The sequence below is a fragment of the Anthropogastromicrobium aceti genome, assembly GCF_020687335.1.
GTDB classification, from domain to species: Bacteria; Bacillota; Clostridia; order Lachnospirales; family Lachnospiraceae; genus Anthropogastromicrobium; species Anthropogastromicrobium aceti.
This window is the reverse complement of sequence record NZ_JAJEQN010000023.1, coordinates 38,685-63,203: the sequence shown is the minus strand read 5'-3', so window position 1 is coordinate 63,203 and position 24,519 is coordinate 38,685. Positions and strand designations below refer to the sequence as shown.

The window sequence follows — 24,519 nt, the reverse complement described above, 5'->3', positions numbered from 1 at the left end:
AACTGTCCACGTTATAGGCATACCATCGAAGCAATCTATGATTGGAGATAAATATACTTTTCCTTCTCCAATTTTAAACTCAGTGATGTCTGTTAACCATTTTTTGTTTGGTTTATCCGCATGAAAATCTCTTTGTATTTCGTTTGGCACAGCCGGTGAGATTTCTCCTAAATAAGAGCTATATTTTTTCTGACGGATTATTCGAACAATCAAGTTTTCTTCTTTCATGATACTCCGAACGATCTTCTCAGAGATTATAATGCCTTCTCGTTTTAAAAGCAAATGAATGCGGCGGTATCCATATCTTTTGTGGTTTTCGAAAAAAAGGATTTTTATTCGCTCTTTTATTTTTGCGATTTTATTTTCCTTTTTTATCTGCTTTTGCTGATAGCAATAGCTACTTTTGGCCATGTCAAATACCTCCAGTATACTTTTTACTGGATATTTATCTCGTAGGGCCATAATCACCATGGCCTTTTCCTGATTGGAAAACTCTTTTAGATTATCGCCCATTTCTTTTTTTAATATTTCTGCTGCTTTTTCATATACATCCTTTTCCAGATGTGCTCGATAAAGCTCCGCCTGTGTTTTTTTTAGCTCTTGCTCTACCAATCTTTTTTCTTCTTTTAATCGATTTATTTCATTGATGTAGTACTCTTTAGAATTCAGTTTTTGCTGCTTCAAAATACAGTTTCCTTTCCCAATGTATTGTACTTTCCACTCGTATAATGTAGCACGACTGATTCCATATTTTTCAGCTATATCAGCTGTAGAACTGTTGCTTTCACATAAATCTATGACTGCCGCTTGTTTTATTTCTTCTGGATAATCTACTTTCCATTTTCTCTGTACTGGTTTACTTACTTTATCCGGAACTGTTTCTCTAAGCCAGCGAAGAATCCCTGTTGCGCTACCATAACCTAATTCTCTCACAGTTTTCTTCATATTGCAACCATTTTTGAAATACAAGTCGATTGCCTGTTGTTTTTCTTCGGTGCTATACTTGTTCATTTCTTCCTCCTAACATCTTTCGACATTAGGTCCAAAAATTGTCCGCACCCCATACGACCATTCTAGGCTTGGTACCTGTCACCATGGTCTTACACCAAATGATCCTCATTAACCAGAAGAATATCGGCACTTTCCTTTGCAATATCCAGCATACGCTGCGTAAAGCCACTTTTACTAAATACGCCATAGATAACCTCATACCCCGGAAAAGCCTTGCGAATTTCTGTAGCATTATTAACTTTTTCTTTTAATGCGAAATACACTTGCGCATCTACCGGTTTCGCATGGTATTTGCACTCTCCAGCAAATACTCGCTTGTTTTGATGATCTACGGACACTACATCAATTTCCGTATCACCATCAAAATCATTCAACCAATAGGAGCCGCTACGGGATGGTGTAAAAGTAATCTCCTCATTCCTGCACAGCTCCACAAAAATAGTCTTGCAGATGTCCTCATAAACAAATGCTACAAATTTCTCCCGAAAATCCTTATGCATCTCATCCAGTACAATCTGCATATTGTCCAATTCTAGCTCTCCTTTGTAGGGATAAACATAACGGAACCAGAAACGGATAAAATTATCTGCAATGAAATACAATCCTTTGCGAGATTTTTCCGGATTCTTTTTTGTTATCGGCGTTCGCTTCTCTATAAAGCCCAAATCTAAAAGTGTAGACAGATATGGCGTCAGCGAAGATGTTTCTTGCCCAAGTATGCCGGCAATCTTGCCAAGTTTATGATTTCCATCCGCAATTGTCTTAATGATTGAAAAGTAGTTAACTGCTGTCACTGACTCGCTTTTCAACAAGAAATTAGGTTCCTCGTATAAGAAACCACTTTTGGACAAAACAGTATCTTTGAGCTGTTCTTCCAAAGGACGTCCATCTTCAAAAAACTCCAGATATTTCGGAATGCCGCCTGTTACGGCATACTGTTCTACAGCCTGATCAAAAGGCATCTTCTGAACAGCATATATATCCGTAAACGGCAATGGTGCCAAGCGCATCTGTGCTGTCCTGCGACCATACAAAGGACTGTCATAAGACAGAGCATGTTTCTGCATCATGCTGATGAAAGAACCTGACAGGATCAACATCACATTACTGTCTTTCAAAATCTCATCCCAAACATTTTGCAAGATAGATGGAAAAGCCGAATTGGTTTTTACAAGATACGGAAACTCATCAATGACAAGTACCTTCTTTTCTTCTGGCTTATAGTCAGCAATCACCTGAAACAAATCCACCCAATCTGTAAATACTGCTTTTTGCAGTAATGTATTTTTCGTTGTACGAGCCACAACACCCGCCAGTCGCTTCATGCTCTGGCTTTCCAATTCCTCCGTGGCAAGAAAATAGAATGCAGTTTTCTCCTTCAAGAATTCTTTAATAAGCGTTGTCTTTCCAACCCTACGGCGGCCATAGATAACCACAAAGCTGCTATCACGGTTATATTCTGCATCCAACTTACTCAGCTCGCTTTTTCTGCCTATGAATCTCATACGTAGACCCTCCTTATAATAAATCGAATTATGATAAATTATTTTATGATAATTTTATTTATATTATACATCTACTAGGCAGAAAGTCAACATTCTTTATTGTATGTTCAATTGTACGAGTACCTGGCACTGCGTCTTACATAATTAAATATTATGATTTTTGGGGGACACATATTAAACCAGCAGGGACACTTTAAAAGCCAACGTTCCTGTCACCATGGCTTATAACTCCCTCAAAAAACGCAAGCACCCCATCCTCAACTGCCAGCTGCTCTAACTCCTCTTTTGGCATGTCATAATAATATTTTCCTGTTTTCAGATCTAATGAAATACAGTCCAGTGGAAATCCTGCTTTCCTGATTTTACTATGAGGTGTATCTGTCAGAAGAAATGGTTCGCTTGCAATTGAAGGATCCATAGTTTCAAAAATCTGTGTTTCATCCAGTACAAGACAGATTGCATTTTGGTAATATGCGGTAAGATTCCCGTACTGTTTTGCCAATCCTGTATAATATGCAATCATTTCATCATCTGACAGACAGCGTCCATTTACATTGCGAACATGAACTCCAGGCTGAATTTCATCTGGAACCTCATCAAAATACAGGCCAGAATCGCAGGAAAACACTGGCATTTTAAATACCTGATAATACGCCATTGCTTTCTGTCTCGCATTTTCTAGCGGCGTATTTCCAGTTTCTGGCACGCTTGGAGCCGTGTATCCTTCCTTTTTCAGATCTTCTAGTCCAATAAGATTAATTCCAAGTGGCTTTAATCGAATTTTCATCACGTTCAGTTTTGCCTGGTTCCCCGTTCCAAATAGTAACTTCATATTTATTCTCCTCTATACTTTGGCAAGATCATAAGCTAATCTAGCATATTGATTAAAAAAAGACCCAGAAGGTAAAACCTTCTGAGTCTTTGAGTTCTTGATTGTATGAGATAAAATCTCGTAATTATCTCTTGGAGAACTGCGGAGCGCGACGAGCTGCCTTTAAACCTGGTTTCTTTCTTTCCTTCATTCTTGGATCTCTTGTTAAGAAACCTGCCTTCTTCAGAACTGGACGATACTCAGCGTCTGCCTGCAGAAGTGCACGGGAGATACCATGACGGATTGCACCAGCCTGACCTGTTGTTCCACCACCATGAACGTTAACTAAAACGTCAAACTTGTCAGCAGTCTCAGTTGCTGCAAGCGGCTGACGTACAACCATCTTTAAGGTCTCAAGACCAAAGTAGTTGTCAATATCTCTCTTATTGATGGTGATATTACCAGTACCTGGTACTAAATATACTCTGGCAATACTGCTCTTTCTTCTACCTGTTCCATAAAACTTTGTCTTAGCCACTGTGATTTCCTCCTTACACTACCTATTAGAATGTCAATACTTCTGGCTTCTGTGCTGCGTGCGGATGCTCTGCTCCTGCATATACGTGAAGCTTTGTGTACATCTCTCTGCCCAACGGTCCCTTTGGAAGCATACCTGCTACTGCAAGCTCAACAACCTTCTCTGGCTTCTTCTCGATCATTTCCTTTAAAGTAGCGGTCTTGAAACCACCAACATATGCGGAATGAGTGTGATACAGCTTCTGCTCCATCTTCTTTCCGCTAACTACAATCTTCTCAGCATTGATAACGATTACATAATCACCTGTATCAACGAAAGGTGTGAACTCTGGCTTGTTCTTTCCTCTTAATACCTTAGCAACCTCGGATGCAAGACGACCTAATGTCTGTCCTTCAGCATCTACAACATACCACTTCTTCTCAACTTTTGCAGGATTTGCCATGTAAGTCTTCATTGGTTTCCCTCCTAAATAAATATATCCATTTAACTATACTACATTTATTGTAAGCAGTCTGTCTTTACCGGGGCTTGGCTTAGCCAGACACATACACGCTATCAACTGTGTCTAAACTATATTTAAACACAGCTTCCTTATTATATTACACTCTGCCGTGTGTGTCAACTGCTTTTCTTGAATTTTTCAAAAAAAATAAGGTTTTCCGTTACAGTTCACGGGACTATGTTACAAAAGACTTCGGTGCAATGGTTTCGTCGCCGGACCAAACTCCGCAGGCTCCTGTTATGCTCATTATTATTATACATTACATTGAAAGACCTGCTCCAAGTGTCCGGCTCGTGAAATCCATTCACCTTCGAGCTATACTGCAAATATTGTCGTATCCGTGAACTGTAGCAGTTCTCCCCTCAAATCGTTACTGATTGCCCAGCAGAGCTTTGAGGTAGCGAAACCAAACTCGATAAAAAGTTCGATTCATATGAATGCCATCATCAAGATAATTTTTCTGGCGCACAATCCAAGTGCTGTCCACATATGTAGCATCATTTTCCTGGCAGATGCTTCTGAGTTCCTGATCAAACTGTGGTGCCCGCACTAAATCTGCTCGCACCTGTCCAAGCGCATCTGATGGAGACAACAGGCTGCTGACGATAATCTTTACACCTGGTATGGATGCCTTTAGCTGCTGAAGCATCGTTACATAATCTCTCCTGTAATCCGCAATCTCAGTGTAATGATTACAGTCATTTAATCCAGTAAAAATTACAACCTGTTTCGGCAGCGTAGCCGCCACCTCTGGTATCTTTGTAATCAGCACATCAATCGTTGCGCTTCGCTGATACACTATATTCGTCATATCTAAGAAACCGTATTCACCGATTGCCTGTGTCATTGAATCACCAAAAAAGATCGTATTGGCAAAAAGAGTACGCACCGCGACCTGTTCCTCATCAGTAAGATTCGTTACGGTGTCTGCATCAAGCTCTTCGTTCCACTGTGCAATCATTGCATCAAGTGAGGTGCCACTCTCCTGTCCATTTTCTATCTGAGCCTGTTCTTGGTTCTGGTCTTGTACTTGACTTTCATTCTGTACCAAATCTTGTGTTTCTGCCTGTTCTAGCCCTGCAGCCTGTGTTTGCACCTCTGTCTGCTGCAGTGCTGCCAACTCACTTGCCGCATCAATCTCTGATTTTGTGCCTAAGTTTTCCACCAGGCTCTTTGCCTCTGCCGTGACCATTGATTTCTTGATTCGAAAGGTAAATACCAATCCAAGCACCATAAAGGCAAGCAAGAAGCTTCCTAAAATTGACAACGCAATACGAAGCAAACGTGTATATTGTCTCATTCTGCTGCCTCCTCTCCCAAGACAAGTGCAAGTGACGAATCCTTTGCAAAGCTTTGCAAATTGTAGAGAATCAGAAGATCGGTATACTTATTGACAGCGATCTGCATATCAAGATCACTGCTGTAGTAGCGCGGATCAACAATATCAATCTCTGAAAAATATGGAGTCAAAAAGCCAATCATTGCATTCGCATAGGAATCCTTTAATAAAAGCAGTTTTCTTCCACTCTGCGAGCTAGTTTGAATATTCAAGAGCCCATAATTTCCACCTAAAAAGACCTCATATGGATCATTTCCAAGGAGTCCCTCTTCTGAGTAAATAGTCGTTGTTGTCGTCTGTGCTTCTTTGTTGGTTACAAGAATTGTTTCCGGCTCCTTTGGCAAATAAAGATCAATTGTGTCTTTTGTTCCTGAATAAAACCCACTCGAAGACATCATAGTTCCCTGAAACTTGGCGTGAACAGTGTATGCCTCAAAATCACCTTCCTCATAAGTAAGATCCATCTGCTTTGCAAGCTCTTTAAATGCAGCACTTGCACCATACGTTGTCCAATGGTGATCGGTTCGATAATAAATCTGATTAGTCTTTGCTGCCTCTGCCAATTCATCTGCACAGTCAACAACTGTGACATTAGATAACTCTGAGATTTTCGAAGTCGAAATCCAGCTCTCATACCAGCTCTTTTCATCTCCCTGCGGTGCACCTGAAGGCAAGAGATCTTTTAAAATCCATGATGCTGTCGGTACAAGCATGACATAGCTTTGAAGTTGTGAATTGCGTTCTAAAAATGAATTCAAAATCTTCTGCTTTTCCTGATCCTCTTTATCAATTTCACTCTTTTCAAAACCTTGAATCAGATACCCATCCTTGCCTCGATAAATTCCATTTTGATAATCAATTCCAAGGATGCGGTTTTGCAAAGAATTTAAATAAACCCAAATGTCTCTTGCAGGATACTGATCCGCCAGGTAGCTTTCTACCTCATTTGAAAAAGTTCCATCAACAATTCCCTCATAGGAAAGCTTAGGACGCTGAGCAAGATTTCTACGCTCAGATGCAGAAAAACGTCTGGTCGGCCAGAACAGGCTGACGACACTCAAAAGCAAAAGCAGCAATACGCTGGTAAATGCCAGCAAGCAAAAATAAAAGCCTTTTCTTTTGCGAATTTCTTTTGTGTTCAAAGCAAACCTCCTTAGAATCTGAAATATAAAAATGGATTATATGTCTGGTAGACAAGCGCTGCAATACAAAGTAAAAATAAAAACACTCGAACTGCTGCGCTTACCTTTGGGTAACGTACAAAAATCTGCTCGCCGAGCTGGTGCATAATCGGCGTGGAAAAGAGAACACCAAGCACCAATAAAACAATACTTGTGCGCAGAAAATATCCTGCCGTTGCGTTAAAAAAGGAAACTTTGCCTATGCCAAACATCATACAAAAATATTGTCCAAGTGAAGCAAAGCTTGTATTTGCAAACAACATCCAGCCAATCACTACGGCAATGAGTGTAAATGTATGACCAATCACCTTATGCTTTTTTAAAAATCCGCCAATCAAATACTTTTCGATGATAAGCAACACACCATAGTAAAGTCCCCAAAGCAAAAAGTTAATGCCTGCGCCGTGCCATACACCAGTTAGTCCCCAAACAATCAGCAAGTTTCGGATATGCTTTGCAGTTGTCACGCGATTCCCGCCAAGCGGAATGTACACGTACTCGCGAAACCAGGTTCCAAGTGTCATATGCCATCTGCGCCAGAAATCGGTTATGCTTTCGGCGATATATGGATAATTGAAATTCTGTGGAAAACGAAAGCCAAACATTCTTCCCAGACCAATTGCCATATCCGAGTAACCGCTAAAATCGTAATAAATCTGCAGCGTATATAAAATGGCGCCGATCCATGCTGTCACAATAGACGACTGCACATTGCTTAGCGCTTGAATACGCACAAAAATCTGGCCTAACAAATTGGCAAACAATACCTTCTTCACCATGCCTCGAATAAAAAACTCACAGCCCACGCCAAAGCCTGCAATCGTTACCCTGCGGCTTCTAATCTGCTGCTCTACATCCTCATACCGCACGATTGGACCAGCGATCAGCTGCGGAAACATTGCAATATAGAGAGCAAAATTAATAAGATTGTTTTGTGCCCTTGTTGTTCCTCGATATACATCGACCAGATAGGAAATTGCCTGAAATGTATAAAATGAAATGCCAATCGGAAGTGCAATCTTTACAACTGGAATGAGGGACGGCAACATTATATGAAGTGTCTGCGAGATCCCGGAAACGTATTTAAAAATACCAAGTATCAGCACATTCCATAAAACTGCAAAACCCAAGTTCCAGACACGCATTTTTGACTGTGATGCTCTGTCTGCTTCTATAATGCGTCCAAAAACATAATTGATACCGATACTTAAAAGCATAAGAAGTATATTTCTCGGTTCTCCCCATGCATAAAAGAATAAACTTGCGATTAAAAGAATTGCATTTTTCATCTGCTTGGGACTAAGCATGTACACCAAAACCACAACAGGCAGAAATGCAAATAAAAAAGTCATACTTGAAAATACCATTGTTATCTTCTTCTCCTATTTGTGATTTTATTTGACTGTCGCATCTGCAAATGCCTCTCTTGCCAGTGAGCTGTCCTTTGATACAATAAACAACATATAGTGGCCATAAGTGATTGTCATTGCATTGTTAATCAGCTCCATCTGATCGACACCATAGCCCTCAAAGCATGACTTTTGGTATTCGATTCGTTTTTGAATTGCTTCTTCTACTGACTCTTTCTGACTAGTATCTTTTAAATTGACTAACAAAAGCTCTGCCGCTTCCATATTGGAGTCTGGTCCATAGTAGACAAGTCCATTAAATGCATTGGCTTCCAAGCCAAACCGCTCTTTTACAACCATATCGCTCTCTGACGCGACTGTATCTGGCATCAGCTCAACTAAATTTTGCGCCACTGTGTTTACATCGATTTCTCGATATTCTTTTTCCCTTGTAAGCAACCACACACAGAAAAGTAAGGCTATCAATGAGATCGCCTGAAAAAAATAAATAGATAGTTGTCTTGCTTTATTACCTGTTTTCTTGCTTATCGTATCGTTTTCCTTACTGTTTGTTCTCTTGTTCATAAAGATCCCTTTTTTTGTCTCTTGTCGTGTACCAAGTAGAGAGCATTTTCTCTTTCTGATAGCCCAAACGCTCATATAAGTAAATCGCCGGATTGCTATCTGCACATATCATGCTAAGTTTCTCATAACCATTCTCTGCTGCAAGCTGTTCAAACATCAAAAGACCTTCCTTGCCAATTCCTTGATTTCTGAAAGCTTCGCTTACGCCAAGACTTTCCAGCTCAAAAAATTCTTCGCCTGTCTCTTCGTTTTTGATCTTCTTTGCAGAAAAAAAACCTACCTGCGCATCACCTTTACAAAGTGAAAAACATCGTTCTCCCTCTGCAATATCCAAAAGCAGCTGCTTTGATGTTCTTTTTACACCACCTGGAACCTGCTTGAAGCATTCATTTTCAAGATTACAGTATTCCTCAACAAGTTCGCTGTCGTTAGTATCTAACGATACCGCTTGAATTGCCACTCCATTTGTTTTTGAATCTACCTTCGTTGTCTTGGCAAGCTTCCACTGGTTGTAACTGGTATCAAATGAGAAATACTCAGCCTGATATCCAATCTTTAAATGACCGGTATTGTCTCTTACGTGGATCTGCTTTGCTCCGTTTCTGGATGCCTGCTTGACAAGACGCACTAGAAGCCTTTCAAAATCGCATTCATCGCAAGCATAAATTTGGATGTATGCTTTTCCGAAACTTTCGATTTCGCCCTGATTGACACGGTAGGACCAATGCTCATTCTCCTCACGGATTACAGCCGGAAGCGTCTCTTCCTCGATGGAAATCAGCGTCAGTCCCTCTGCCGGTGCCTTTGGACCCGCCTTGCTTCTATCTCGTGCTTCAAGCGCCTCTTTGATCTGTTCTGGCTTCCAGAAACCGCAGCCCACCTTTACTAAACTGCCCACAATAATGCGCACCATATTGTAGAGAAATCCATTTCCGCTGATGCGAATGTCAATGCGGTCGTCTTCATTCTTTTTTATTGTAATCGAATAAATACGACGAACTGTATCCTCTACCTGTGTACGAATCGAGCAAAAGCTCTTAAAATCATGCTCACCGACAAGGTACTGCGCTGCTTCTCTCATCTTGTCCACGTCAAGCGCATAATAATAAAAATAGGAATTTAAACGCTGATCAGGCAGCGGCACTCTTCTGTTTAAAATGCGATACTCGTAAGTCTTTCTTGTATTGCGCTTTCGCGGATGATAATCTGGTGCCACCTCGCAGGACTCCTGAATTACGATATCCTTTGGCAGACGCTGATTAAGCGCGATACAGATTTTGTCAGCCGGCATACGCGCATGGGTATCAAACACCGCAATGTTGCCTCTTGCATGAACACCAGAGTCGGTTCTACTGGCACCGATCACCTCTATCGGCTCATTTAGCAGCTTGGACAGCTCACGGTTTAATACTTCCTCGATACAGATGCCATTTGGCTGCTTCTGCCATCCACAGTAATTCGTTCCATCATAGGCAACGACCATTTTTACTCGCTTTGTCATTCTATTTCTCACTCTCAAAACTTATTTGGAAAAATCTATTTTCTTATCTGCTTACTTCCACATCACTGCTAACGCAACCATAACCACCATGTATAAGAGCAGGCAGCCATATGCTTTCTTATCAATCGCTGCATATTTTAACGGCTTCATTTTTGTACGGTTCTCATCTCCATGATAGCATCTTGCTTCCATCGCCATTGCAAGATCGGATGCACGGCGAAATGCTGAGATAAAAAGCGGTACAAGAAGCGGCACCATCGCTTTGGCTTTTTTTATAAAACCGCCGCTCTCAAAATCGGCTCCTCTGGCTGTCTGCGCCTTCATGATCTTGTCTGTCTCTTCAATCAAAATTGGGATAAAACGAAGTGCAATTGACATGGTCATTGCAATTTCATGCACTGGAATCTTGACCTTTTTTAAGAAACCAAGGCTCTTCTCTAGGCCATCTGTCAGCGCATTTGGCGTTGTCGTAAGTGTCATGATTGATGAGCCAAGAATCAAAAGAATCAAACGTATTCCCATGTATACGGCCTTTTCTAAGCCCTCCCATGTTATATGGCGAAGCAGCCACACATCTATAATACTTGTTCCTGGTGTCAAAAACAGATTAAAAGAAACTGTAATCAAAAGAATAATTACAATACTCTTTAATCCTCTTGCCATAAATTTGAATGGAACAGTTGACAGATGAATCACAGCTGCTAACGCAAACACGGCTAGCAAATAGCAGATCGATCCATCTGCTGTAAACAGACTAATAATATAGAGCATAGTACCTGCCAGCTTGACACGCGGATCAAGCTTATGAATTATGGAATCTGCCGCATAATATTGTCCTATTGTAATATCTCGAATCATACAGTTTTTTCCTCCGGCTTTCTACGTGATTCAATCTGACTCTTTTGATCTTGATTATTCTGGTCTTTGCTCTTGCAATCTTGTTTTTTCTTTCCCTGAAAATACATTAAAAGATTCTTTCTTGCCTCTTGTACAGTAATGGCATTTTCAAAAACAGGGTAGCCTTCACTCTTTAGCCTATGCATCAGCTGTGTCACCTGTGGAATCGCAAGACCCATCTCGTGAAGCTCTTTTTCATGTTCAAATACCTTTCGCGGCTTATCATCGAACACAATCTTTCCGCCATTTACAACAAGAATACGGCTTGCATATTGTGCCACATCCTCCATGCTGTGTGAGACAAGCACTATTGTGATGCCGCGCTCTTTCTGCAGCTTTGCGATCTGACCTAAGATATCATCTCTTCCCTTTGGATCAAGACCTGCTGTCGGCTCATCTAATATTAAAATCTGTGGATTCATTGCCAACACACCAGCAATTGCCACACGGCGCTTCTGTCCTCCCGACAGCTCAAATGGTGATGCTTCATAAAGTGATTCATCAATTCCTACCATCTTAAGTGCCTCGGTTGCCCTTGCCTTTACTTCATCTTCAATCAATCCCTGATTTTTCGGGCCAAAGCATACATCCTTAAAGACGCTTTCCTCAAACAGCTGATACTCTGGATACTGAAATACAAGACCTACCTTGCTGCGAAGCTCTTTTAACGGATATCCATCCTGCCATATATCTTTTCCATCATAGGTGATTGTTCCGCTTGTCGGCTTCATAAGACCATTTAAATGTTGGATCAGCGTCGACTTTCCGGAACCTGTATGACCAATAATTCCGATAAACTCATTTTTATGAATAGACAAACTCACATCATTTAATGCCGGGAATGACTCTTTGCTATCCGGGTCATAGACATGTGTGACATGAGATAACTGCAGCAAAACCTTTTCCTGCTCACTATTCATTGTTTTTGAACAATTATTTTCTGAATAATTTTCTTTTCCTGAAACTTGTGCTCCATGAACAGAAAAATCTACATCGCACACTCGCTTAAACTCATCTGTAAACTCATTGACACTGAGCACACCATCTTTAAATGGCAGGCCGTCCTTCTTTAACTCCCATGCAAGTTCCGTCACCTGCGGCACATCAAGATGATAACGCTTTAACTGCTCTACCTGCGAAAAAATCTCTCGTGGTGTTCCATCATCAACAATTCGACCGCCATCTACGACAACTACGCGGTCAGCATCAATGACCTCTTCCATATAATGGGTGATCAAAATGACTGTGATTTTTTCCTTTTTATTCAATTCATGAACGGTATCAAGAACTTCCTTTCGGCCGCTCGGATCAAGCATAGCAGTCGGTTCATCCATAACAATAATCTGTGGCTTCATCGCCATGATTCCTGCGATTGCAACACGCTGCTTCTGTCCGCCAGACAATTTATTTGGTGACTGCATACGGTATGCTTCCATACCAACAGCCTTTAAACTTTCATTGACACGCTTCCAGATTTCCTCTGTCGGTATGCCCATATTTTCTGGGCCAAATCCGACATCTTCCTCCACAACATTAGCTACAATCTGATTATCTGGATTCTGGAAAACCATACCGGTAGACTGACGAATCTTCCATAAGTTTTTCTCATCGGATGACAACTTGTCCGATATATATACAGTTCCCTCGGTAGGCAGCAGCAAGGCATTTAAATGTTTTGCCAGTGTTGACTTGCCTGAGCCGTTATGACCCAATATTGCAACAAAGCTTCCTTTCTCAATATCAAGAGATACCTGTTCTAGCGCAGTCTTTTCGCCAATCTCTTCACCATTGTCGCCATACTTGCTGAAACGGTGAACTAGATTTTTTATACTGATAATGCCCATCTGTGGCCTCCTCTCTCTAACACTCGATTATCATAGCATGACGCCGCTCGAATTGCAAGCTATGATGCAGTTCACAGGGCGCCATTCACAAAACCGCACGCGATGTGTGAACTGTAAAACAAAATAAAGCCATGCAGATACCTGCATGGCTCATCTTCTATTCGTATGGAATTGTTAATGTAATGTTTTAATCTAAGGATTAAACTAACTCTAACAGTACTTCCATTGCGTTGTCACCCTTACGAAGACCGATCTTTACGATACGAGTGTAACCGCCGTTACGGTTAACGTACTTTGGAGCGATCTCATCGAAGAGCTTCTTCGGCATATCTACGGACTTTGTTCCCTTCTTCTTACCAGCGTTGGTAGACGGAACCTCAGTTACTCCGTAGAGAACCTTCATCATCTGTCTTCTTGCATGAAGTCTGGAAGCCTTATCCTTCTGGATTTCCTTCTCTACTTCATCATAAACAGTAACCTTCTTGCCGTTTACTACTTCCTTTACGTTCTTGCCATCAGCGTCCTTGCGGGCAACCTTAGCCTTAACAGTAACGGTCTCGTAGTTATCCTTTTCCTTAACAGCCAGAGCGATAAGTCCTTCAGCAACCTTCTTGACTTCCTTTGCTCTTGCTTCTGTTGTAACAATCTTGCCATTGTAAAGAAGACTTGTAACCTGGCCTCTGATCATGGCCTTTCTCTGGTTAGAAGTTCTTCCAAGCTTTCTGTAACCTGCCACTGTGATTTACCTCCGTTTAACTTACTCTTCACCGGACTTAAAATCCAACCCCAGTTCCTTCAGCTTTGCGTTAACCTCGTCAAGAGATTTCTTACCAAGGTTTCTGACTTTCATCATATCCTCAGCAGTCTTGTTGCAAAGTTCTTCAACTGTGTTGATTCCGGCTCTCTTCAAACAATTGTAGGAACGAACGGACAGCTCCAGTTCATCGATGTTCATCTCGAGAACCTTTTCCTTCTCATTGTTTTCCTTCTCAACCATGACCTCAGCGGACTTGGCGTTCTCGGAAAGATCAATGAACAGATTCAGGTGCTCATTCAGAACCTTTGCAGCCAGGCTGACTGCTTCATCTGGTGCTAACGTACCGTTAGTATATACGTCGAGTGTCAGTTTATCATAATCAGTAACCTGTCCCACACGGGTATTCTCAACAGTCACATTGACTCTTTCGATTGGTGTGTAGATGGAATCTACTGCAATCACGCCGATTGGCAGTTCACTGTTCTTATTCTTCTCTGCACTGATATATCCACGTCCCTTGGTAATGGTAAGCTCCATATAGAGACGGCAATCTTCTCCGCCGCTAAGTGTTGCAATTACCTGGTCCGGATTCATAATTTCAATATCCTGATCAACCTGAATGTCAGCAGCGGTAACAACACCTTCGCCCTCATGCTCGATATAAGCAATCTTTGGCTCGTTTGTCTCGCTGTTGTTCTTGATTTCAAGACTCTTCACATTCATGACGATCTCTGTAACATCTTCTTTCACTCCCGGGATAGAGGAGAACTCGTGAAGCACGCCCTCAATCTTAATCTGACTGACAGCTGCACCCGGAAGCGAAGACAGCATGATTCTTCTTAAGGAATTGCCAAGTGTAATACCATAGCCTCTCTCAAGCGGCTCCACTACAAACTTGCCATATCTGTTATCTTCAGACATCTCCTTAATTTCAATCTTGGGTTTTTCGAAATCAAACACTATTAGCCCCTCCTTATAGGATGCTTTAAGAGAAGCATTCAAATAAAATCAGCTTGTTTAGCAGTAGGCTGCAAAGCTTTGCAAAACCGTTACTGCTAAACAATGAATAATTATTATTTGGAATACAACTCGACAATCAGCATCTCGTCTACCGGAACATCGATCATCTCTCTAGTCGGGATCTGCTTAACAGTTCCACTTAAAGCCTCGATGTTAGCCTCTAACCACTCCGGTACCATTCTGCTGCCTGTTACTGCTACGATGTCCTTATAACGCTGGGAATCCTGAACCTTTTCCTTGATGGAGATTACATCACCAGCCTTGATTAAGTAAGACGGGATGTTTACACAGGAACCGTTTACAAGCACATGCTTGTGGTCAACAATCTGTCTAGCCTCGTCTCTTGTACGAGCGAAACCAAGACGGAAAATAACATTATCTAATCTACGCTCCAGAAGAATCATCAGGTTCTCACCGGTCATACCAGTCTGACGCTCTGCCTTTGCATAATAATTTCTAAAAGGTTTCTCCAAAACACCATAGATAAGCTTTGCCTTCTGCTTTTCACGCATCTGCAGACCGTACTCGCTCATCTTCTTATTAGCTCTCTTAGACTGTCTATTAGACTTCTTGTCATATCCAAGATAAATTGGGTCCATATCAAGAGATCTGCATCTCTTAAGCACTGGAACTCTACTTACTGCCATCTTTAATACCTCCTAATTAAACTCTTCTACGCTTTGGCGGACGACAACCATTGTGCGGAACTGGTGTCACATCCTTGATGCTGGTAACTTCAAGACCACACGCCTGAAGTGCACGGATAGCTGCCTCACGACCTGAACCCGGTCCCTTTACCATAACATCAACGGACTTTAATCCATGTATTAAAGCTGCCTTAGTAGCAGTCTCTGCTGCCATCTGAGCTGCATAAGGAGTAGATTTCCTTGAACCTTTAAATCCAAGACCGCCTGCACTTGCCCAGGATAAAGCGTTTCCCTGGGTATCAGTCAACGTAACAATTGTATTGTTGAAAGATGACTGAATATGGGCCTGTCCACGTTCAACGTTTTTCTTTACACGCTTTTTTGTCACTTTCTTTGCTGACACATTCTTAGCCATTAAACTAACCTACTTTCTTCTTATTTCTCTTTCTCTCTTTACGAGTAGTTATAAGCTGCTATTTACTTAAATTACTTCTTCTTGTTAGCAACTGTCTTCTTAGGACCCTTACGTGTTCTAGCGTTGGTCTTTGTCTTCTGTCCGCGGACAGGAAGGCTCTTTCTGTGACGGATGCCTCTATAGCAACCAATCTCCTGGAGTCTCTTGATATCCATGGCAACTTCTCTTCTTAAGTCACCCTCTACAGTGTACTCTCCATCGATAACGTCACGAATTCTTGCAACTTCCTCGTCAGTCAGATCCTTAACACGGGTATCCGGGTTAACATCTGCTGCAGCAAGAATCTTGTTGGAACTTACTCTACCGATTCCGTAGATGTAAGTCAGACCAATCTCCACACGCTTTTCTCTTGGTAAATCAACGCCTGAAATACGAGCCATGTGTGTTTTGCACCTCCATTTTCACTTTCATAAAATTGAACTTTTTGAAACAACGTTTCCGTGTGTCTCAATTGCCCGGGTCATTAGCCTTGTCTCTGCTTATGCTTCGGGTTCTCACAAATAATGCGGATGATACCCTTTCTCTTAATAACCTTGCACTTTTCGCAGATCGGCTTTACTGATGATCTTACTTTCACAGTATTTTCTCCTTTCTGGAACCACATTGGTAATGGTTTGGGTTGCTTCTATTCTTATTTAAAAACCTAATTAAAGTTCTATTAAAAAGAAAGAAACTTCACAAAAGTCCGTTTTTTAGTATAGCACAATCATTTAGATTTCGTCAAGCATATTTTTAAATTTTTTTCAAAATTTTTCTTTACTTATCTCTCCAAACGATTCTGCCCTTTGCCAGGTCATATGGAGACAGCTCTACTGTTACCTTATCACCCGGAAGGATACGGATATAGTTCATACGAAGCTTTCCGCTGATATGAGCCAGCACCTGATGACCATTATCCAGTTCTACCTGAAACATTGCGTTCGGGAGCTTCTCCAATACTTTGCCTTCCATTTCAAACTTTTCTGCCTTTGACATTACTTTTTCAATCCTTTCTTACTTACATGCCTACTGCCATTCTTTTTTGTCCCAATTCGGAAGTGTCAGAATTTCTGGATCTCCCTCCGTAATCAGAACTGTGTTTTCATAATGCGCTGCCAACGAGTTATCATCTGTTACTACCGTCCAGTCATCATCTAATACGCTGACTGCATAATCACCCATCGTGATCATCGGCTCTATAGCCAGTGTCATGCCAGGGCGCAGGCGGATTCCTCTTCCAATTGTCTTAAAGTTTGGAATTTGCGGATCTTCATGCAAATGTGTGCCAATGCCATGGCCAACAAGCTCACGCACAACTCCATAACCAAAGCTCTCCGCATATTTCTGAATCGCTGCTGAAATATCATGAAGATGATTTCCTGCTTTTGCATAACGTATTCCTTCAAAGAAACTCTGTCTGGTAACATCAACTAACTGTCTGGCTTCTTTTGAAATCTCGCCAACAGCAAATGTTCTGGCAGCATCAGAATGATATCCTTTATAAATCATTCCCGCATCCAGACTGATAATATCACCTTCTTTTAAAATACGCTTCTTGCTTGGTATTCCATGAACTACAACTTCATTTACAGAAGTACAGATTGAAGCCGGATATCCCTCGTAGTTTTTGAAGTTCGGGATGCATCCAAAATCACGGATGATCTCCTCACCAACCTTGTTGATCTCCCACGTGGAAATACCCGGTTTAATGATCTTTTCCAGCTCATCAAACATAACAGAGAGGTTCTTGCAGGACACTCTCATCAACTCAATTTCTTTTTCTGATTTAATTGAAACAGCCATTTTCTCCTCATTCCTTGCGTAACCCTATACGCACAGACCTGTGGCAGTGTCCCTGCCACAGATCTTCAATGACGAATCCTATTTTCGTCTTGCTTTTCAGCCTTCCAAAACTGCCGTGATATCAGCGAACACGTCTTCCATATCCTTTGTACCATCCACTGTAACCAGCTTTTTCTTTGACTCATAGAAATCAATCAGAGGCTGTGTCTGTGCATGGTATACGTCAAGACGCTTCTGTACGGTTTCTGGCTTGTCGTCACTGCGCAGGATTAATTCGCCGCCGCAGCGATCACAGATGCCTTCTACCTTAGGCGGAATGTGTTCGATATGATAGGTAGCTCCACAGGTTACACAGGCTCTGCGGCCGGACATACGTTTTACAATATTTGCATCCGGAACATCTACATTTATTGCATAGTCAACATCAGTTCCCATCTTCTCAAGTGCAGCCTCTAACGCTTTTGCCTGCGGAATTGTTCTTGGAAATCCATCCAAAATGTATCCATTTGCGCAATCGTCTTTTGACACACGATCTGTTACAAGATCACAAGTAAGCTCATCCGGAACTAACAGTCCCTGATCCATGTACTCCTTTGCCTTCTTGCCTAACTCTGTTCCAGCCTTCAGATTGGCACGGAAAATATCTCCAGTAGAGATATGTGGAATCTGATATTTTGCTGCAATCTTTGCTGCCTGTGTGCCCTTACCTGCACCAGGTGCTCCTAACATGATAATCTTCATATTTCCCTCTCATTCCGCCGCAAAAGCAGCATGCGTTACCGCAATTATAATTATAATCAGAAATATCATAACAGATTTGTGCTTAAAAAGCAAGAAAATCCCCTGCAAAACAGGAGATTTTCTCGTAAAAATACAGTTCACAGGCATTCACCTTGTTCCATTGATTCGTCAAATTCCCATGCAAGCATGGAATTTATCCGAATCTGCTGGAACACGTGAACTGTTTTAGAATATACTCTCGTACTCTCTAGCCACCATCTTGGATTCAATTGATTTTGCCGTCTCTAAAACAACATTTACAATAATGATCAAAGAAGTTCCCATGAAGGAAAGTCTTGTAATATTGAATATACCACTCAAAATGATCGGAAGCAATGCAATGATGGTCAATCCAACAGCACCGATGATGATCAGGTGATTGAGCATGTTGTTTAAGAAATCACTAGTTGGCTTTCCTGGTCTTACACCTGGAATAAAACCACCAGACTTTTTCATATTGTCGGCAATCTCTAATGGATTGAAAGAAATTGATGTATAGAAATAAGCAAAAACGATAAGCAACGCTACATAAACCACAACGCCAATTGAATAGAACGGAAGTGACGGTCTAAACCAGTAGTTTGAGCTTAACATTGCCATAATCTTTCCGCTGATCGTTGTTACATCGATCTGGTAGCCGAAAAATGATCCGATAATCTGTGGCATGGACATAAGTGAGGATGCAAAAATAACAGGCATAACGTTTGCAGTATTCACCTTTACAGGAATATATGTTGAACGTCCGCCTACACTTCTGCGTCCCTGCACCTTCTGCGCATACTGAACCGGAATTCTTCTTTCAGCTGCATTCAGCAGTACCGTAAATCCAAGAATTGCAAGAAGAATTGCAATTACGAAAACTGCAATTAAAATCTGTACAGCGATGCTGCGTCCTGACATAAAGGTTTCATAAATCGTGATCGCATCATCTGGAAGTCTTGAAATAATGTTGTATAACAGGACAACTGAAATACCATTTCCAACACCCTTTTCTGTGATACGCTCACCAACCCACATAAGGAAAGCACTGCCGGCTGTCAGAGTAATTACACATACTACCACATTGTACCAGGTATAATGCTCAAACATTCCGCTTCTGCCAAATCCGATAGACATAGCAGTAGACTGAATCAGAGCAAGACCTACTGTAACATATCTGGTAATCTCTGCGATCTTTTTTCTTCCTTCCTGACCATCCTGCTGCAGCTCTTCCAGCTTTGGAATTGCAATTGTCAGCAGCTGAATAATAATGGAAGATGTAATATATGGCGAAATGCTCAATGCCAAGATGGAGAAGTTCTCAAAAGAACCACCCGTCATAGCATTGAACAAGTTAAACGCATCGCCGTTGCTTCCATTAAAGAAATCAGCGAAATAATCAGGATCAACGCCCGGAACTGGTAACTGTGAACCAAAACGGATTACCAGGAGCATTAAAAATGTGAATATAAGACGACCTCTTAATTCCTTCATCTTTAACGCATTCTGAAGCGTTTTGAACATTAGATCACCTCTACGTTTCCACCAGCAGCCTCGATCTTAGCCTTAGCTCCCTCAGAGAAAGCGTTTGCCTTAACGGTCAGCTTCTTGGTCAGGTCTCCGTTTCCAAGAATCTTTACAGCATCAAATCTGTTCTTTACTGCACCAGCCTCAACTAAAGTCTGGATGTCAACTACTGCGCCATCCTCAAACTTGTTAAGTTTCTCTACGTTAACGTATGCAACGAGCTTTGTATTTCTATTTGTGAAGCCTCTCTTAGGAAGTCTTCTGTATAACGGCATCTGGCCACCCTCGAAACCGATTCTTGGTGCTCCAGAACGTGCCTTCTGACCCTTATGGCCCTTACCAGCAGTCTTACCGTTGCCCGAACCATGTCCACGGCCTCTTCTGAAATTACCGCTGTGTACGGAGCCTTCAGCTGCCTTTAAATTAGATAAGTCCATCACGTAACCTCCTCTGAAATTAAATCTCTTCAACCTTTACTAAATGCTTTACATGCCATACCATGCCTCTTACAGCATCGTTATCCGGCAGCTCAACAGTCTTGTTAAGCTTGCGAAGTCCAAGAGCCTCTACGGTTGCTCTCTGCTTTGGGATTGCACCAATCGGGGACTTCACTAATGTGATCTTTAACTTTTCAGCCATTGTATTTCCCTCCTTAGCCGATAATCTCTTCTACAGTCTTACCGCGACGCTTTGCAACTTCCTCCGGGGTCTTCAGAGCAGCCAGACCAGCCAATGTTGCAAGAACAACGTTAGCCTTGTTGCTGGAGCCTAAGGACTTAGTACGGATATTCTCTACGCCTGCGAACTCAAGTACGGAACGAGCTGGACCGCCTGCGATGATACCGGTACCTTCCGGGGACTTCTTCAGAAGTACAGATGCGCTTCCGAACTTTCCAATAAAATCGTGTGGGATACTCTTATTCTCATCAAGCGGAACGGTAATCATGTTCTTCTCAGCTGCCTGCTTACCCTTACGGATTGCCTCCGGGATCTCAGCAGCCTTGCCCATACCAACACCTACATGACCATTCTTGTCTCCAACTACAACCAGAGCGGAGAAACGCATGGTACGTCCACCCTTAACGGTCTTGGATACACGCTTGATAGCAACTACGGTATCAGCTAATTCAAGCTGAGTTGCGTCAATATTTGTACGTTTCATGTGTCTTCTTCCTCCTTGATTAGAATTCCAGACCAGCTTCTCTTGCTGCATCTGCCAGTGCCTGAATCTTACCCTGATAAATGAAGCCACCTCTGTCAAATACAACAGACTTGATTCCAGCTTCCTGAGCCTTCTTTGCAATAACAGTTCCTAAATATGCAGCTGCTGCTACATCGTTGGTCTTTTCTAATTTTTCCTTAACGTCTTTCTGAAGAGTAGAAGCTGACACTAAGGTTGTCTTTGCTACATCATCAATAATCTGAACATACATATGGTTGTTGCTTCTGAACACTGCCATACGAGGTCTTTCAGGAGTACCGATAATATGTCTGCGCATTCTTCTATGCTTTTCTTCGCGAACCTTTGATCTAGATACCTTACTAACCATTCTTTCTCACTCTCCTTATTTATTTCTTACCGGTCTTACCAACCTTACGTCTGATTGTCTCATCAGCGTACTTGATACCCTTGCCCTTATACGGCTCTGGCTCTCTCTTAGTTCTGATCTCTGCTGCGAACTGACCAACCTTCTCCTTATCAATACCCTTGATAATGATCTTGTTCTGTCCTTCCATAACAGTTTCAATACCTTCTGGATCAGCGATTTCAACCGGGTGAGAATATCCAAGGTTCAGCACGAGCTTCTTGCCCTGCTTAGCTCCTCTATAACCAACACCATTGATCTCAAGAACCTTCTCGAAGCCTGCGCTTACACCAATAACCATGTTATTGATCAGAGTTCTTGTCAGACCATGTAAAGACTTGCTCTTCTTTGTGTCATTTGGTCTAGTAACAACAACTTCGTTGCCCTCAACCTTAATTCCTAATTCCGGAGCAAAGGTTCTCTCAAGAGTTCCCTTTGGTCCTTTTACAGTCACCGTGTTATTTTCTGCTACCGTAACAGTTACACCTGCTGGGATAGCGATCGGCATCCTTCCAATTCGTGACATGCCCATACCTCCTATATATGTGGATTCTATTTAAATGCATGGCAGTATGGCAACCTAATCGCTGCCACTTGCCTGATGCGATAATCTCGCTCGCTTATTACCAAACGAACGCTAATACCTCTCCGCCTACATTGAGCTTTCTTGCTTCCTTATCGGTCATTACACCCTTATTGGTAGAAACGATTGCGATACCAAGTCCGCCCAGAACATGAGGAAGATCCTCACAATTTGCGTAAACACGAAGGCCTGGCTTGGAAATTTTCTTTAAACCAGTGATAACCTTCTCGTTCTTGTCCTTACCATACTTTAAAACTACATGGATGTTCTTGAAATTACCATCCTCAACTAACTCATACTTCTCAATATATCCCTCGTTAACAAGGATATCTGCGATTGCAACCTTCATCTTGGATGCCGGAATATCTACTGTATCATGCTTTGCAGTATTTGCATTACGGATTCTTGTAAGCATATCTGCAACTGGATCGCTCATTGCCATTGAAGTTTTCCTCCTTATATACTACTCTTCACTGGTTTGTAAGTCTGGCCGGGTAGCCGCACAAAGGCAAAATGCCCTGTGCATATTGCTTACCAGCTTGCCTTCTTAACTCCCGGGATCTCACCCTTATATGCTAATTCACGGAAGCAAATTCTGCAGATGCCGTATTTTCTTAAATAAGCGTGCGGACGTCCGCAAATTCTACAACGGGTATATTCCTGTGTAGAAAACTTTGCTTTCTTGGACTGCTTAATCTTCATAGAAGTCTTTGCCATGGAAATCTCCTCCTAATTATTTTTCAAACGGCATATTAAATAATGTCAGTAAATAACGTGCCTCTTCGTCTGTCTTAGCGGTAGTAACAAAAATGATATCCATACCTCTGGTCTTATCAATCTTGTCATACTCGATCTCAGGGAAGATTAACTGCTCTTTGATACCCAGAGCATAGTTACCTCTGCCATCAAATGAATTAGCGCTTACACCTCTGAAGTCACGTACACGAGGTAAAGCCAGGTTGATCAGACGATCAGCGAACTCATACATCTTGTCTCCGCGAAGAGTGGTCTTGCAGCCGATCGGCATACCCTCTCTGATCTTGAAGTTAGCAACGGACTTCTTAGCCTTTGTTACGATAGCCTTCTGTCCGGTAATGATCTCCATATCCTTTACAGCAGAATCAAGCAGCTTCGCATTTTCCTTAGCTTCGCCAACACCCATATTTACTACGATCTTGTCAAGCTTCGGAACTTCCATGATGTTCTTGTAGCCGAACTTCTTAATCATGGCATCAACCATCTCGTTCTGATACATTTCCTTTAATCTTGCACTCACTGTTTCTTACCTCCTCTCTGTATTAGTCGATAACCTCGCCGGTCTTCTTGTTTACACGAACCTTCTTGCCGTCCTGAACAGAGAAGCCAACTCTTACAGCCTGTCCCTTAGCGCTGTACATTACGTTAGAAAGATCGATCGGAGCTTCCTTCTCGATGATTCCGCCCTGCTGATTAGCTGCGCTTGGCTTGCTGTGCTTTGTTACCATATTAACGCCCTCAACAACAACCTTGTTGTTCTTAGCGTCTACAGAAAGAACCTTGCCTTCCTTTTCTTTATCCTTGCCGGCGATAACCTTAACGGTATCGCCCTTCTTAATCTTGCTAGCCACAGTCGTGATCCTCCTTATAATACTTCCGGAGCCAGAGAAACGATCTTCATGAACTGCTTCTCTCTTAACTCTCTTGCAACTGGTCCAAAAATACGGGTTCCTCTTGGAGTCTTATCCTCCTTGATAATAACTGCTGCGTTCTCATCGAACTTGATATAAGAACCGTCTGCACGATGAACACCCTTTACAGTACGAACAACTACGGCCTTTACAACGTCGCCCTTCTTTACAACACCGCCTGGTGTTGCATCTTTAACGGAAGCAACGATAACATCACCGATATCTGCATATCTTCTTGTAGATCCACCCATAACACGGATGCAAAGGAGCTCCTTTGCTCCGCTGTTATCAGCAACCTTTAATCTGGTTTCCTGCTGAATCATGCCTTACTCCTTCCGTCCTGAAACGATTCAGGATCTATTCATTAACTCACTTGAAAATCGAAAAATTACTTCGCACGCTCGATTACTTCAACCAGTCTCCATCTCTTGTCCTTAGACAGCGGTCTAGTCTCCATAACCTTTACGGTGTCACCGATGTTGCAGGTGTTGTTCTCGTCGTGAGCCTTCAGCTTGTAGGTTCTCTTAACGATCTTACCGATAACCGGGTGCTTTACATTATTCTCAACAGCAACGACAATGGTCTTGTCCATCTTGTTGCTGACAACCTTACCTGTACGGGTCTTTCTCAGATTTCTCTCTTCCATAACCATT

At 42.0% G+C, this 24,519-nt stretch carries 33 protein-coding genes; all 33 read right to left on the bottom strand.

The window, feature by feature from the left end; genetic code table 11:
- On the bottom strand, window positions 1-1,011 hold a 1,011-nt coding region (locus LKD48_RS09900; RefSeq protein ID WP_308731917.1), incomplete at its 3' end, for an IS3 family transposase.
- An 89-nt stretch (window positions 1,012-1,100) separates the two neighbouring features.
- Window positions 1,101-2,516, bottom strand: coding sequence for an ATP-binding protein (locus LKD48_RS09895; RefSeq protein ID WP_308731916.1), 1,416 nt, complete (start codon window positions 2,514-2,516; stop codon window positions 1,101-1,103).
- A 193-nt stretch (window positions 2,517-2,709) separates the two neighbouring features.
- Window positions 2,710-3,348, bottom strand: coding sequence for a non-canonical purine NTP pyrophosphatase (locus LKD48_RS09890; RefSeq protein WP_308731915.1), 639 nt, complete (start codon window positions 3,346-3,348; stop codon window positions 2,710-2,712).
- Between the two features lie 124 nt (window positions 3,349-3,472).
- Entirely contained in the window at window positions 3,473-3,865 is a 393-nt protein-coding gene (gene rpsI, locus LKD48_RS09885) for a 30S ribosomal protein S9 (protein ID WP_308731914.1), read from the bottom strand.
- A gap of 25 nt (window positions 3,866-3,890) precedes the next feature.
- A complete protein-coding gene (gene rplM, locus LKD48_RS09880) occupies window positions 3,891-4,319 on the bottom strand; it encodes a 50S ribosomal protein L13 (protein WP_066562179.1) in 429 nt (142 codons plus the stop codon).
- A 418-nt stretch (window positions 4,320-4,737) separates the two neighbouring features.
- Window positions 4,738-5,667 (bottom strand): SGNH/GDSL hydrolase family protein, encoded by a 930-nt coding sequence (locus tag LKD48_RS09875; protein ID WP_308731913.1) that lies wholly within the window; start codon window positions 5,665-5,667, stop codon window positions 4,738-4,740.
- Window positions 5,664-6,848 carry a DHHW family protein gene (locus LKD48_RS09870; RefSeq protein WP_308731912.1) on the bottom strand — a complete coding sequence of 395 codons (1,185 nt, stop codon included), beginning with the start codon at window positions 6,846-6,848 and terminating at the stop codon, window positions 5,664-5,666. The genes LKD48_RS09875 and LKD48_RS09870 overlap by 4 nt, the downstream gene beginning before the upstream one ends.
- An 11-nt stretch (window positions 6,849-6,859) precedes the next feature.
- On the bottom strand, window positions 6,860-8,254 hold the full coding sequence (locus tag LKD48_RS09865; protein WP_308731911.1) for an MBOAT family O-acyltransferase: 1,395 nt from the start codon (window positions 8,252-8,254) through the stop codon (window positions 6,860-6,862).
- 27 nt (window positions 8,255-8,281) lie between these two features.
- Window positions 8,282-8,821, bottom strand: a complete 540-nt coding sequence (locus LKD48_RS09860; protein ID WP_308731910.1) for a DUF4358 domain-containing protein — start codon at window positions 8,819-8,821, stop codon at window positions 8,282-8,284.
- The gene (gene truA / locus LKD48_RS16635) at window positions 8,799-10,322 is read right to left on the bottom strand and encodes a tRNA pseudouridine(38-40) synthase TruA (protein WP_308731909.1); all 1,524 of its coding nucleotides are present in this window, start codon (window positions 10,320-10,322) and stop codon (window positions 8,799-8,801) included. Before truA ends, LKD48_RS09860 begins: the two co-directional genes overlap by 23 nt.
- 51 nt (window positions 10,323-10,373) lie before the next feature.
- Window positions 10,374-11,180 carry an energy-coupling factor transporter transmembrane component T family protein gene (locus LKD48_RS09850; RefSeq protein ID WP_308731908.1) on the bottom strand — a complete coding sequence of 269 codons (807 nt, stop codon included), beginning with the start codon at window positions 11,178-11,180 and terminating at the stop codon, window positions 10,374-10,376.
- On the bottom strand, window positions 11,177-13,063 hold the full coding sequence (locus tag LKD48_RS09845) for an energy-coupling factor transporter ATPase (protein ID WP_308731907.1): 1,887 nt from the start codon (window positions 13,061-13,063) through the stop codon (window positions 11,177-11,179). Before LKD48_RS09845 ends, LKD48_RS09850 begins: the two co-directional genes overlap by 4 nt.
- 199 nt (window positions 13,064-13,262) lie before the next feature.
- Window positions 13,263-13,799, bottom strand: a complete 537-nt coding sequence (locus LKD48_RS09840) for a bL17 family ribosomal protein (RefSeq protein WP_066562162.1) — start codon at window positions 13,797-13,799, stop codon at window positions 13,263-13,265.
- 21 nt (window positions 13,800-13,820) lie between these two features.
- The gene (locus LKD48_RS09835) at window positions 13,821-14,780 is read right to left on the bottom strand and encodes a DNA-directed RNA polymerase subunit alpha (RefSeq protein WP_066562156.1); all 960 of its coding nucleotides are present in this window, start codon (window positions 14,778-14,780) and stop codon (window positions 13,821-13,823) included.
- Between the two features lie 113 nt (window positions 14,781-14,893).
- On the bottom strand, window positions 14,894-15,487 hold the full coding sequence (gene rpsD / locus LKD48_RS09830; protein ID WP_118613775.1) for a 30S ribosomal protein S4: 594 nt from the start codon (window positions 15,485-15,487) through the stop codon (window positions 14,894-14,896).
- A 16-nt stretch (window positions 15,488-15,503) separates the two neighbouring features.
- On the bottom strand, window positions 15,504-15,902 hold the full coding sequence (gene rpsK / locus LKD48_RS09825; RefSeq protein WP_066562152.1) for a 30S ribosomal protein S11: 399 nt from the start codon (window positions 15,900-15,902) through the stop codon (window positions 15,504-15,506).
- Between the two features lie 71 nt (window positions 15,903-15,973).
- Window positions 15,974-16,342: a 30S ribosomal protein S13 gene (gene rpsM, locus LKD48_RS09820; RefSeq protein ID WP_066562150.1), complete on the bottom strand. Its 369-nt coding sequence runs from the start codon at window positions 16,340-16,342 to the stop codon at window positions 15,974-15,976.
- Window positions 16,343-16,425: 83 nt separating this feature from the next.
- A complete protein-coding gene (gene rpmJ / locus LKD48_RS09815; protein ID WP_066562148.1) occupies window positions 16,426-16,539 on the bottom strand; it encodes a 50S ribosomal protein L36 in 114 nt (37 codons plus the stop codon).
- 179 nt (window positions 16,540-16,718) lie between these two features.
- Window positions 16,719-16,937 (bottom strand): translation initiation factor IF-1, encoded by a 219-nt coding sequence (gene infA / locus LKD48_RS09810; protein WP_066562146.1) that lies wholly within the window; start codon window positions 16,935-16,937, stop codon window positions 16,719-16,721.
- Between the two features lie 30 nt (window positions 16,938-16,967).
- Window positions 16,968-17,744 carry a type I methionyl aminopeptidase gene (gene map / locus LKD48_RS09805; protein WP_066562144.1) on the bottom strand — a complete coding sequence of 259 codons (777 nt, stop codon included), beginning with the start codon at window positions 17,742-17,744 and terminating at the stop codon, window positions 16,968-16,970.
- Window positions 17,745-17,840: 96 nt separating this feature from the next.
- The gene (locus tag LKD48_RS09800) at window positions 17,841-18,485 is read right to left on the bottom strand and encodes an adenylate kinase (protein ID WP_066562142.1); all 645 of its coding nucleotides are present in this window, start codon (window positions 18,483-18,485) and stop codon (window positions 17,841-17,843) included.
- A gap of 225 nt (window positions 18,486-18,710) precedes the next feature.
- Window positions 18,711-20,027, bottom strand: a complete 1,317-nt coding sequence (gene secY / locus LKD48_RS09795; protein WP_308731906.1) for a preprotein translocase subunit SecY — start codon at window positions 20,025-20,027, stop codon at window positions 18,711-18,713.
- Window positions 20,027-20,467 (bottom strand): 50S ribosomal protein L15, encoded by a 441-nt coding sequence (gene rplO, locus LKD48_RS09790; protein WP_066562137.1) that lies wholly within the window; start codon window positions 20,465-20,467, stop codon window positions 20,027-20,029. The genes secY and rplO overlap by 1 nt, the downstream gene beginning before the upstream one ends.
- A 19-nt stretch (window positions 20,468-20,486) precedes the next feature.
- Window positions 20,487-20,669, bottom strand: coding sequence for a 50S ribosomal protein L30 (gene rpmD, locus LKD48_RS09785; RefSeq protein WP_066562135.1), 183 nt, complete (start codon window positions 20,667-20,669; stop codon window positions 20,487-20,489).
- A 13-nt stretch (window positions 20,670-20,682) separates the two neighbouring features.
- Window positions 20,683-21,192 (bottom strand): 30S ribosomal protein S5, encoded by a 510-nt coding sequence (gene rpsE, locus LKD48_RS09780; RefSeq protein ID WP_066562133.1) that lies wholly within the window; start codon window positions 21,190-21,192, stop codon window positions 20,683-20,685.
- 19 nt (window positions 21,193-21,211) lie between these two features.
- On the bottom strand, window positions 21,212-21,580 hold the full coding sequence (gene rplR, locus LKD48_RS09775) for a 50S ribosomal protein L18 (RefSeq protein ID WP_066562132.1): 369 nt from the start codon (window positions 21,578-21,580) through the stop codon (window positions 21,212-21,214).
- A 19-nt stretch (window positions 21,581-21,599) separates the two neighbouring features.
- Window positions 21,600-22,142: a 50S ribosomal protein L6 gene (gene rplF, locus LKD48_RS09770; protein ID WP_118613767.1), complete on the bottom strand. Its 543-nt coding sequence runs from the start codon at window positions 22,140-22,142 to the stop codon at window positions 21,600-21,602.
- Between the two features lie 97 nt (window positions 22,143-22,239).
- The gene (gene rpsH / locus LKD48_RS09765) at window positions 22,240-22,641 is read right to left on the bottom strand and encodes a 30S ribosomal protein S8 (protein ID WP_066562130.1); all 402 of its coding nucleotides are present in this window, start codon (window positions 22,639-22,641) and stop codon (window positions 22,240-22,242) included.
- Window positions 22,642-22,730: 89 nt separating this feature from the next.
- A complete protein-coding gene (locus tag LKD48_RS09760; protein ID WP_066562129.1) occupies window positions 22,731-22,916 on the bottom strand; it encodes a type Z 30S ribosomal protein S14 in 186 nt (61 codons plus the stop codon).
- Between the two features lie 16 nt (window positions 22,917-22,932).
- Window positions 22,933-23,475, bottom strand: coding sequence for a 50S ribosomal protein L5 (rplE, locus tag LKD48_RS09755; protein WP_262538245.1), 543 nt, complete (start codon window positions 23,473-23,475; stop codon window positions 22,933-22,935).
- Between the two features lie 22 nt (window positions 23,476-23,497).
- Window positions 23,498-23,806 (bottom strand): 50S ribosomal protein L24, encoded by a 309-nt coding sequence (rplX, locus tag LKD48_RS09750; RefSeq protein WP_066562127.1) that lies wholly within the window; start codon window positions 23,804-23,806, stop codon window positions 23,498-23,500.
- Between the two features lie 14 nt (window positions 23,807-23,820).
- The gene (gene rplN / locus LKD48_RS09745) at window positions 23,821-24,189 is read right to left on the bottom strand and encodes a 50S ribosomal protein L14 (RefSeq protein ID WP_066562125.1); all 369 of its coding nucleotides are present in this window, start codon (window positions 24,187-24,189) and stop codon (window positions 23,821-23,823) included.
- 65 nt (window positions 24,190-24,254) lie between these two features.
- Window positions 24,255-24,512: a 30S ribosomal protein S17 gene (rpsQ, locus tag LKD48_RS09740; RefSeq protein WP_066562123.1), complete on the bottom strand. Its 258-nt coding sequence runs from the start codon at window positions 24,510-24,512 to the stop codon at window positions 24,255-24,257.
- Window positions 24,513-24,519 lie beyond the last annotated feature (7 nt).

Excerpts from the sequence above, each read along its gene's own strand:
- rplO (WP_066562137.1), bottom strand. The coding sequence starts at position 20,467 with ATGGACTTATCTAATTTAAAGGCAGCTGAAGGCTCCGTACACAGCGGT.
- LKD48_RS09875 (WP_308731913.1), bottom strand. The coding sequence starts at position 5,667 with ATGAGACAATATACACGTTTGCTTCGTATTGCGTTGTCAATTTTAGGA.
- rplM (WP_066562179.1), bottom strand. The coding sequence starts at position 4,319 with ATGAAGACTTACATGGCAAATCCTGCAAAAGTTGAGAAGAAGTGGTAT.
- rplN (WP_066562125.1), bottom strand. The coding sequence starts at position 24,189 with ATGATTCAGCAGGAAACCAGATTAAAGGTTGCTGATAACAGCGGAGCA.
- rpsD (WP_118613775.1), bottom strand. The coding sequence starts at position 15,487 with ATGGCAGTAAGTAGAGTTCCAGTGCTTAAGAGATGCAGATCTCTTGAT.
- LKD48_RS09760 (WP_066562129.1), bottom strand. The coding sequence starts at position 22,916 with ATGGCAAAGACTTCTATGAAGATTAAGCAGTCCAAGAAAGCAAAGTTT.
- LKD48_RS09860 (WP_308731910.1), bottom strand. The coding sequence starts at position 8,821 with ATGAACAAGAGAACAAACAGTAAGGAAAACGATACGATAAGCAAGAAA.
- secY (WP_308731906.1), bottom strand. The coding sequence starts at position 20,027 with ATGTTCAAAACGCTTCAGAATGCGTTAAAGATGAAGGAATTAAGAGGT.
- rpsM (WP_066562150.1), bottom strand. The coding sequence starts at position 16,342 with ATGGCTCGTATTTCAGGCGTTGATTTACCAAGAGAAAAGCGTGTGGAG.
- infA (WP_066562146.1), bottom strand. The coding sequence starts at position 16,937 with ATGTCAAAGGCAGAAAAGTTTGAAATGGAAGGCAAAGTATTGGAGAAG.
- LKD48_RS09800 (WP_066562142.1), bottom strand. The coding sequence starts at position 18,485 with ATGAAGATTATCATGTTAGGAGCACCTGGTGCAGGTAAGGGCACACAG.
- rplR (WP_066562132.1), bottom strand. The coding sequence starts at position 21,580 with ATGGTTAGTAAGGTATCTAGATCAAAGGTTCGCGAAGAAAAGCATAGA.
- rpsE (WP_066562133.1), bottom strand. The coding sequence starts at position 21,192 with ATGAAACGTACAAATATTGACGCAACTCAGCTTGAATTAGCTGATACC.
- rpsQ (WP_066562123.1), bottom strand. The coding sequence starts at position 24,512 with ATGGAAGAGAGAAATCTGAGAAAGACCCGTACAGGTAAGGTTGTCAGC.
- LKD48_RS09850 (WP_308731908.1), bottom strand. The coding sequence starts at position 11,180 with ATGATTCGAGATATTACAATAGGACAATATTATGCGGCAGATTCCATA.
- truA (WP_308731909.1), bottom strand. The coding sequence starts at position 10,322 with ATGACAAAGCGAGTAAAAATGGTCGTTGCCTATGATGGAACGAATTAC.
- rpmD (WP_066562135.1), bottom strand. The coding sequence starts at position 20,669 with ATGGCTGAAAAGTTAAAGATCACATTAGTGAAGTCCCCGATTGGTGCA.
- LKD48_RS09890 (WP_308731915.1), bottom strand. The coding sequence starts at position 3,348 with ATGAAGTTACTATTTGGAACGGGGAACCAGGCAAAACTGAACGTGATG.
- rpsK (WP_066562152.1), bottom strand. The coding sequence starts at position 15,902 with ATGGCTAAGAATGTGTCAGCAAAGAAAGTGACAAAAAAGCGTGTAAAG.
- rpsH (WP_066562130.1), bottom strand. The coding sequence starts at position 22,641 with ATGGCAATGAGCGATCCAGTTGCAGATATGCTTACAAGAATCCGTAAT.
- LKD48_RS09845 (WP_308731907.1), bottom strand. The coding sequence starts at position 13,063 with ATGGGCATTATCAGTATAAAAAATCTAGTTCACCGTTTCAGCAAGTAT.
- rplF (WP_118613767.1), bottom strand. The coding sequence starts at position 22,142 with ATGTCACGAATTGGAAGGATGCCGATCGCTATCCCAGCAGGTGTAACT.
- LKD48_RS09895 (WP_308731916.1), bottom strand. The coding sequence starts at position 2,516 with ATGAGATTCATAGGCAGAAAAAGCGAGCTGAGTAAGTTGGATGCAGAA.
- LKD48_RS09865 (WP_308731911.1), bottom strand. The coding sequence starts at position 8,254 with ATGGTATTTTCAAGTATGACTTTTTTATTTGCATTTCTGCCTGTTGTG.
- map (WP_066562144.1), bottom strand. The coding sequence starts at position 17,744 with ATGGCTGTTTCAATTAAATCAGAAAAAGAAATTGAGTTGATGAGAGTG.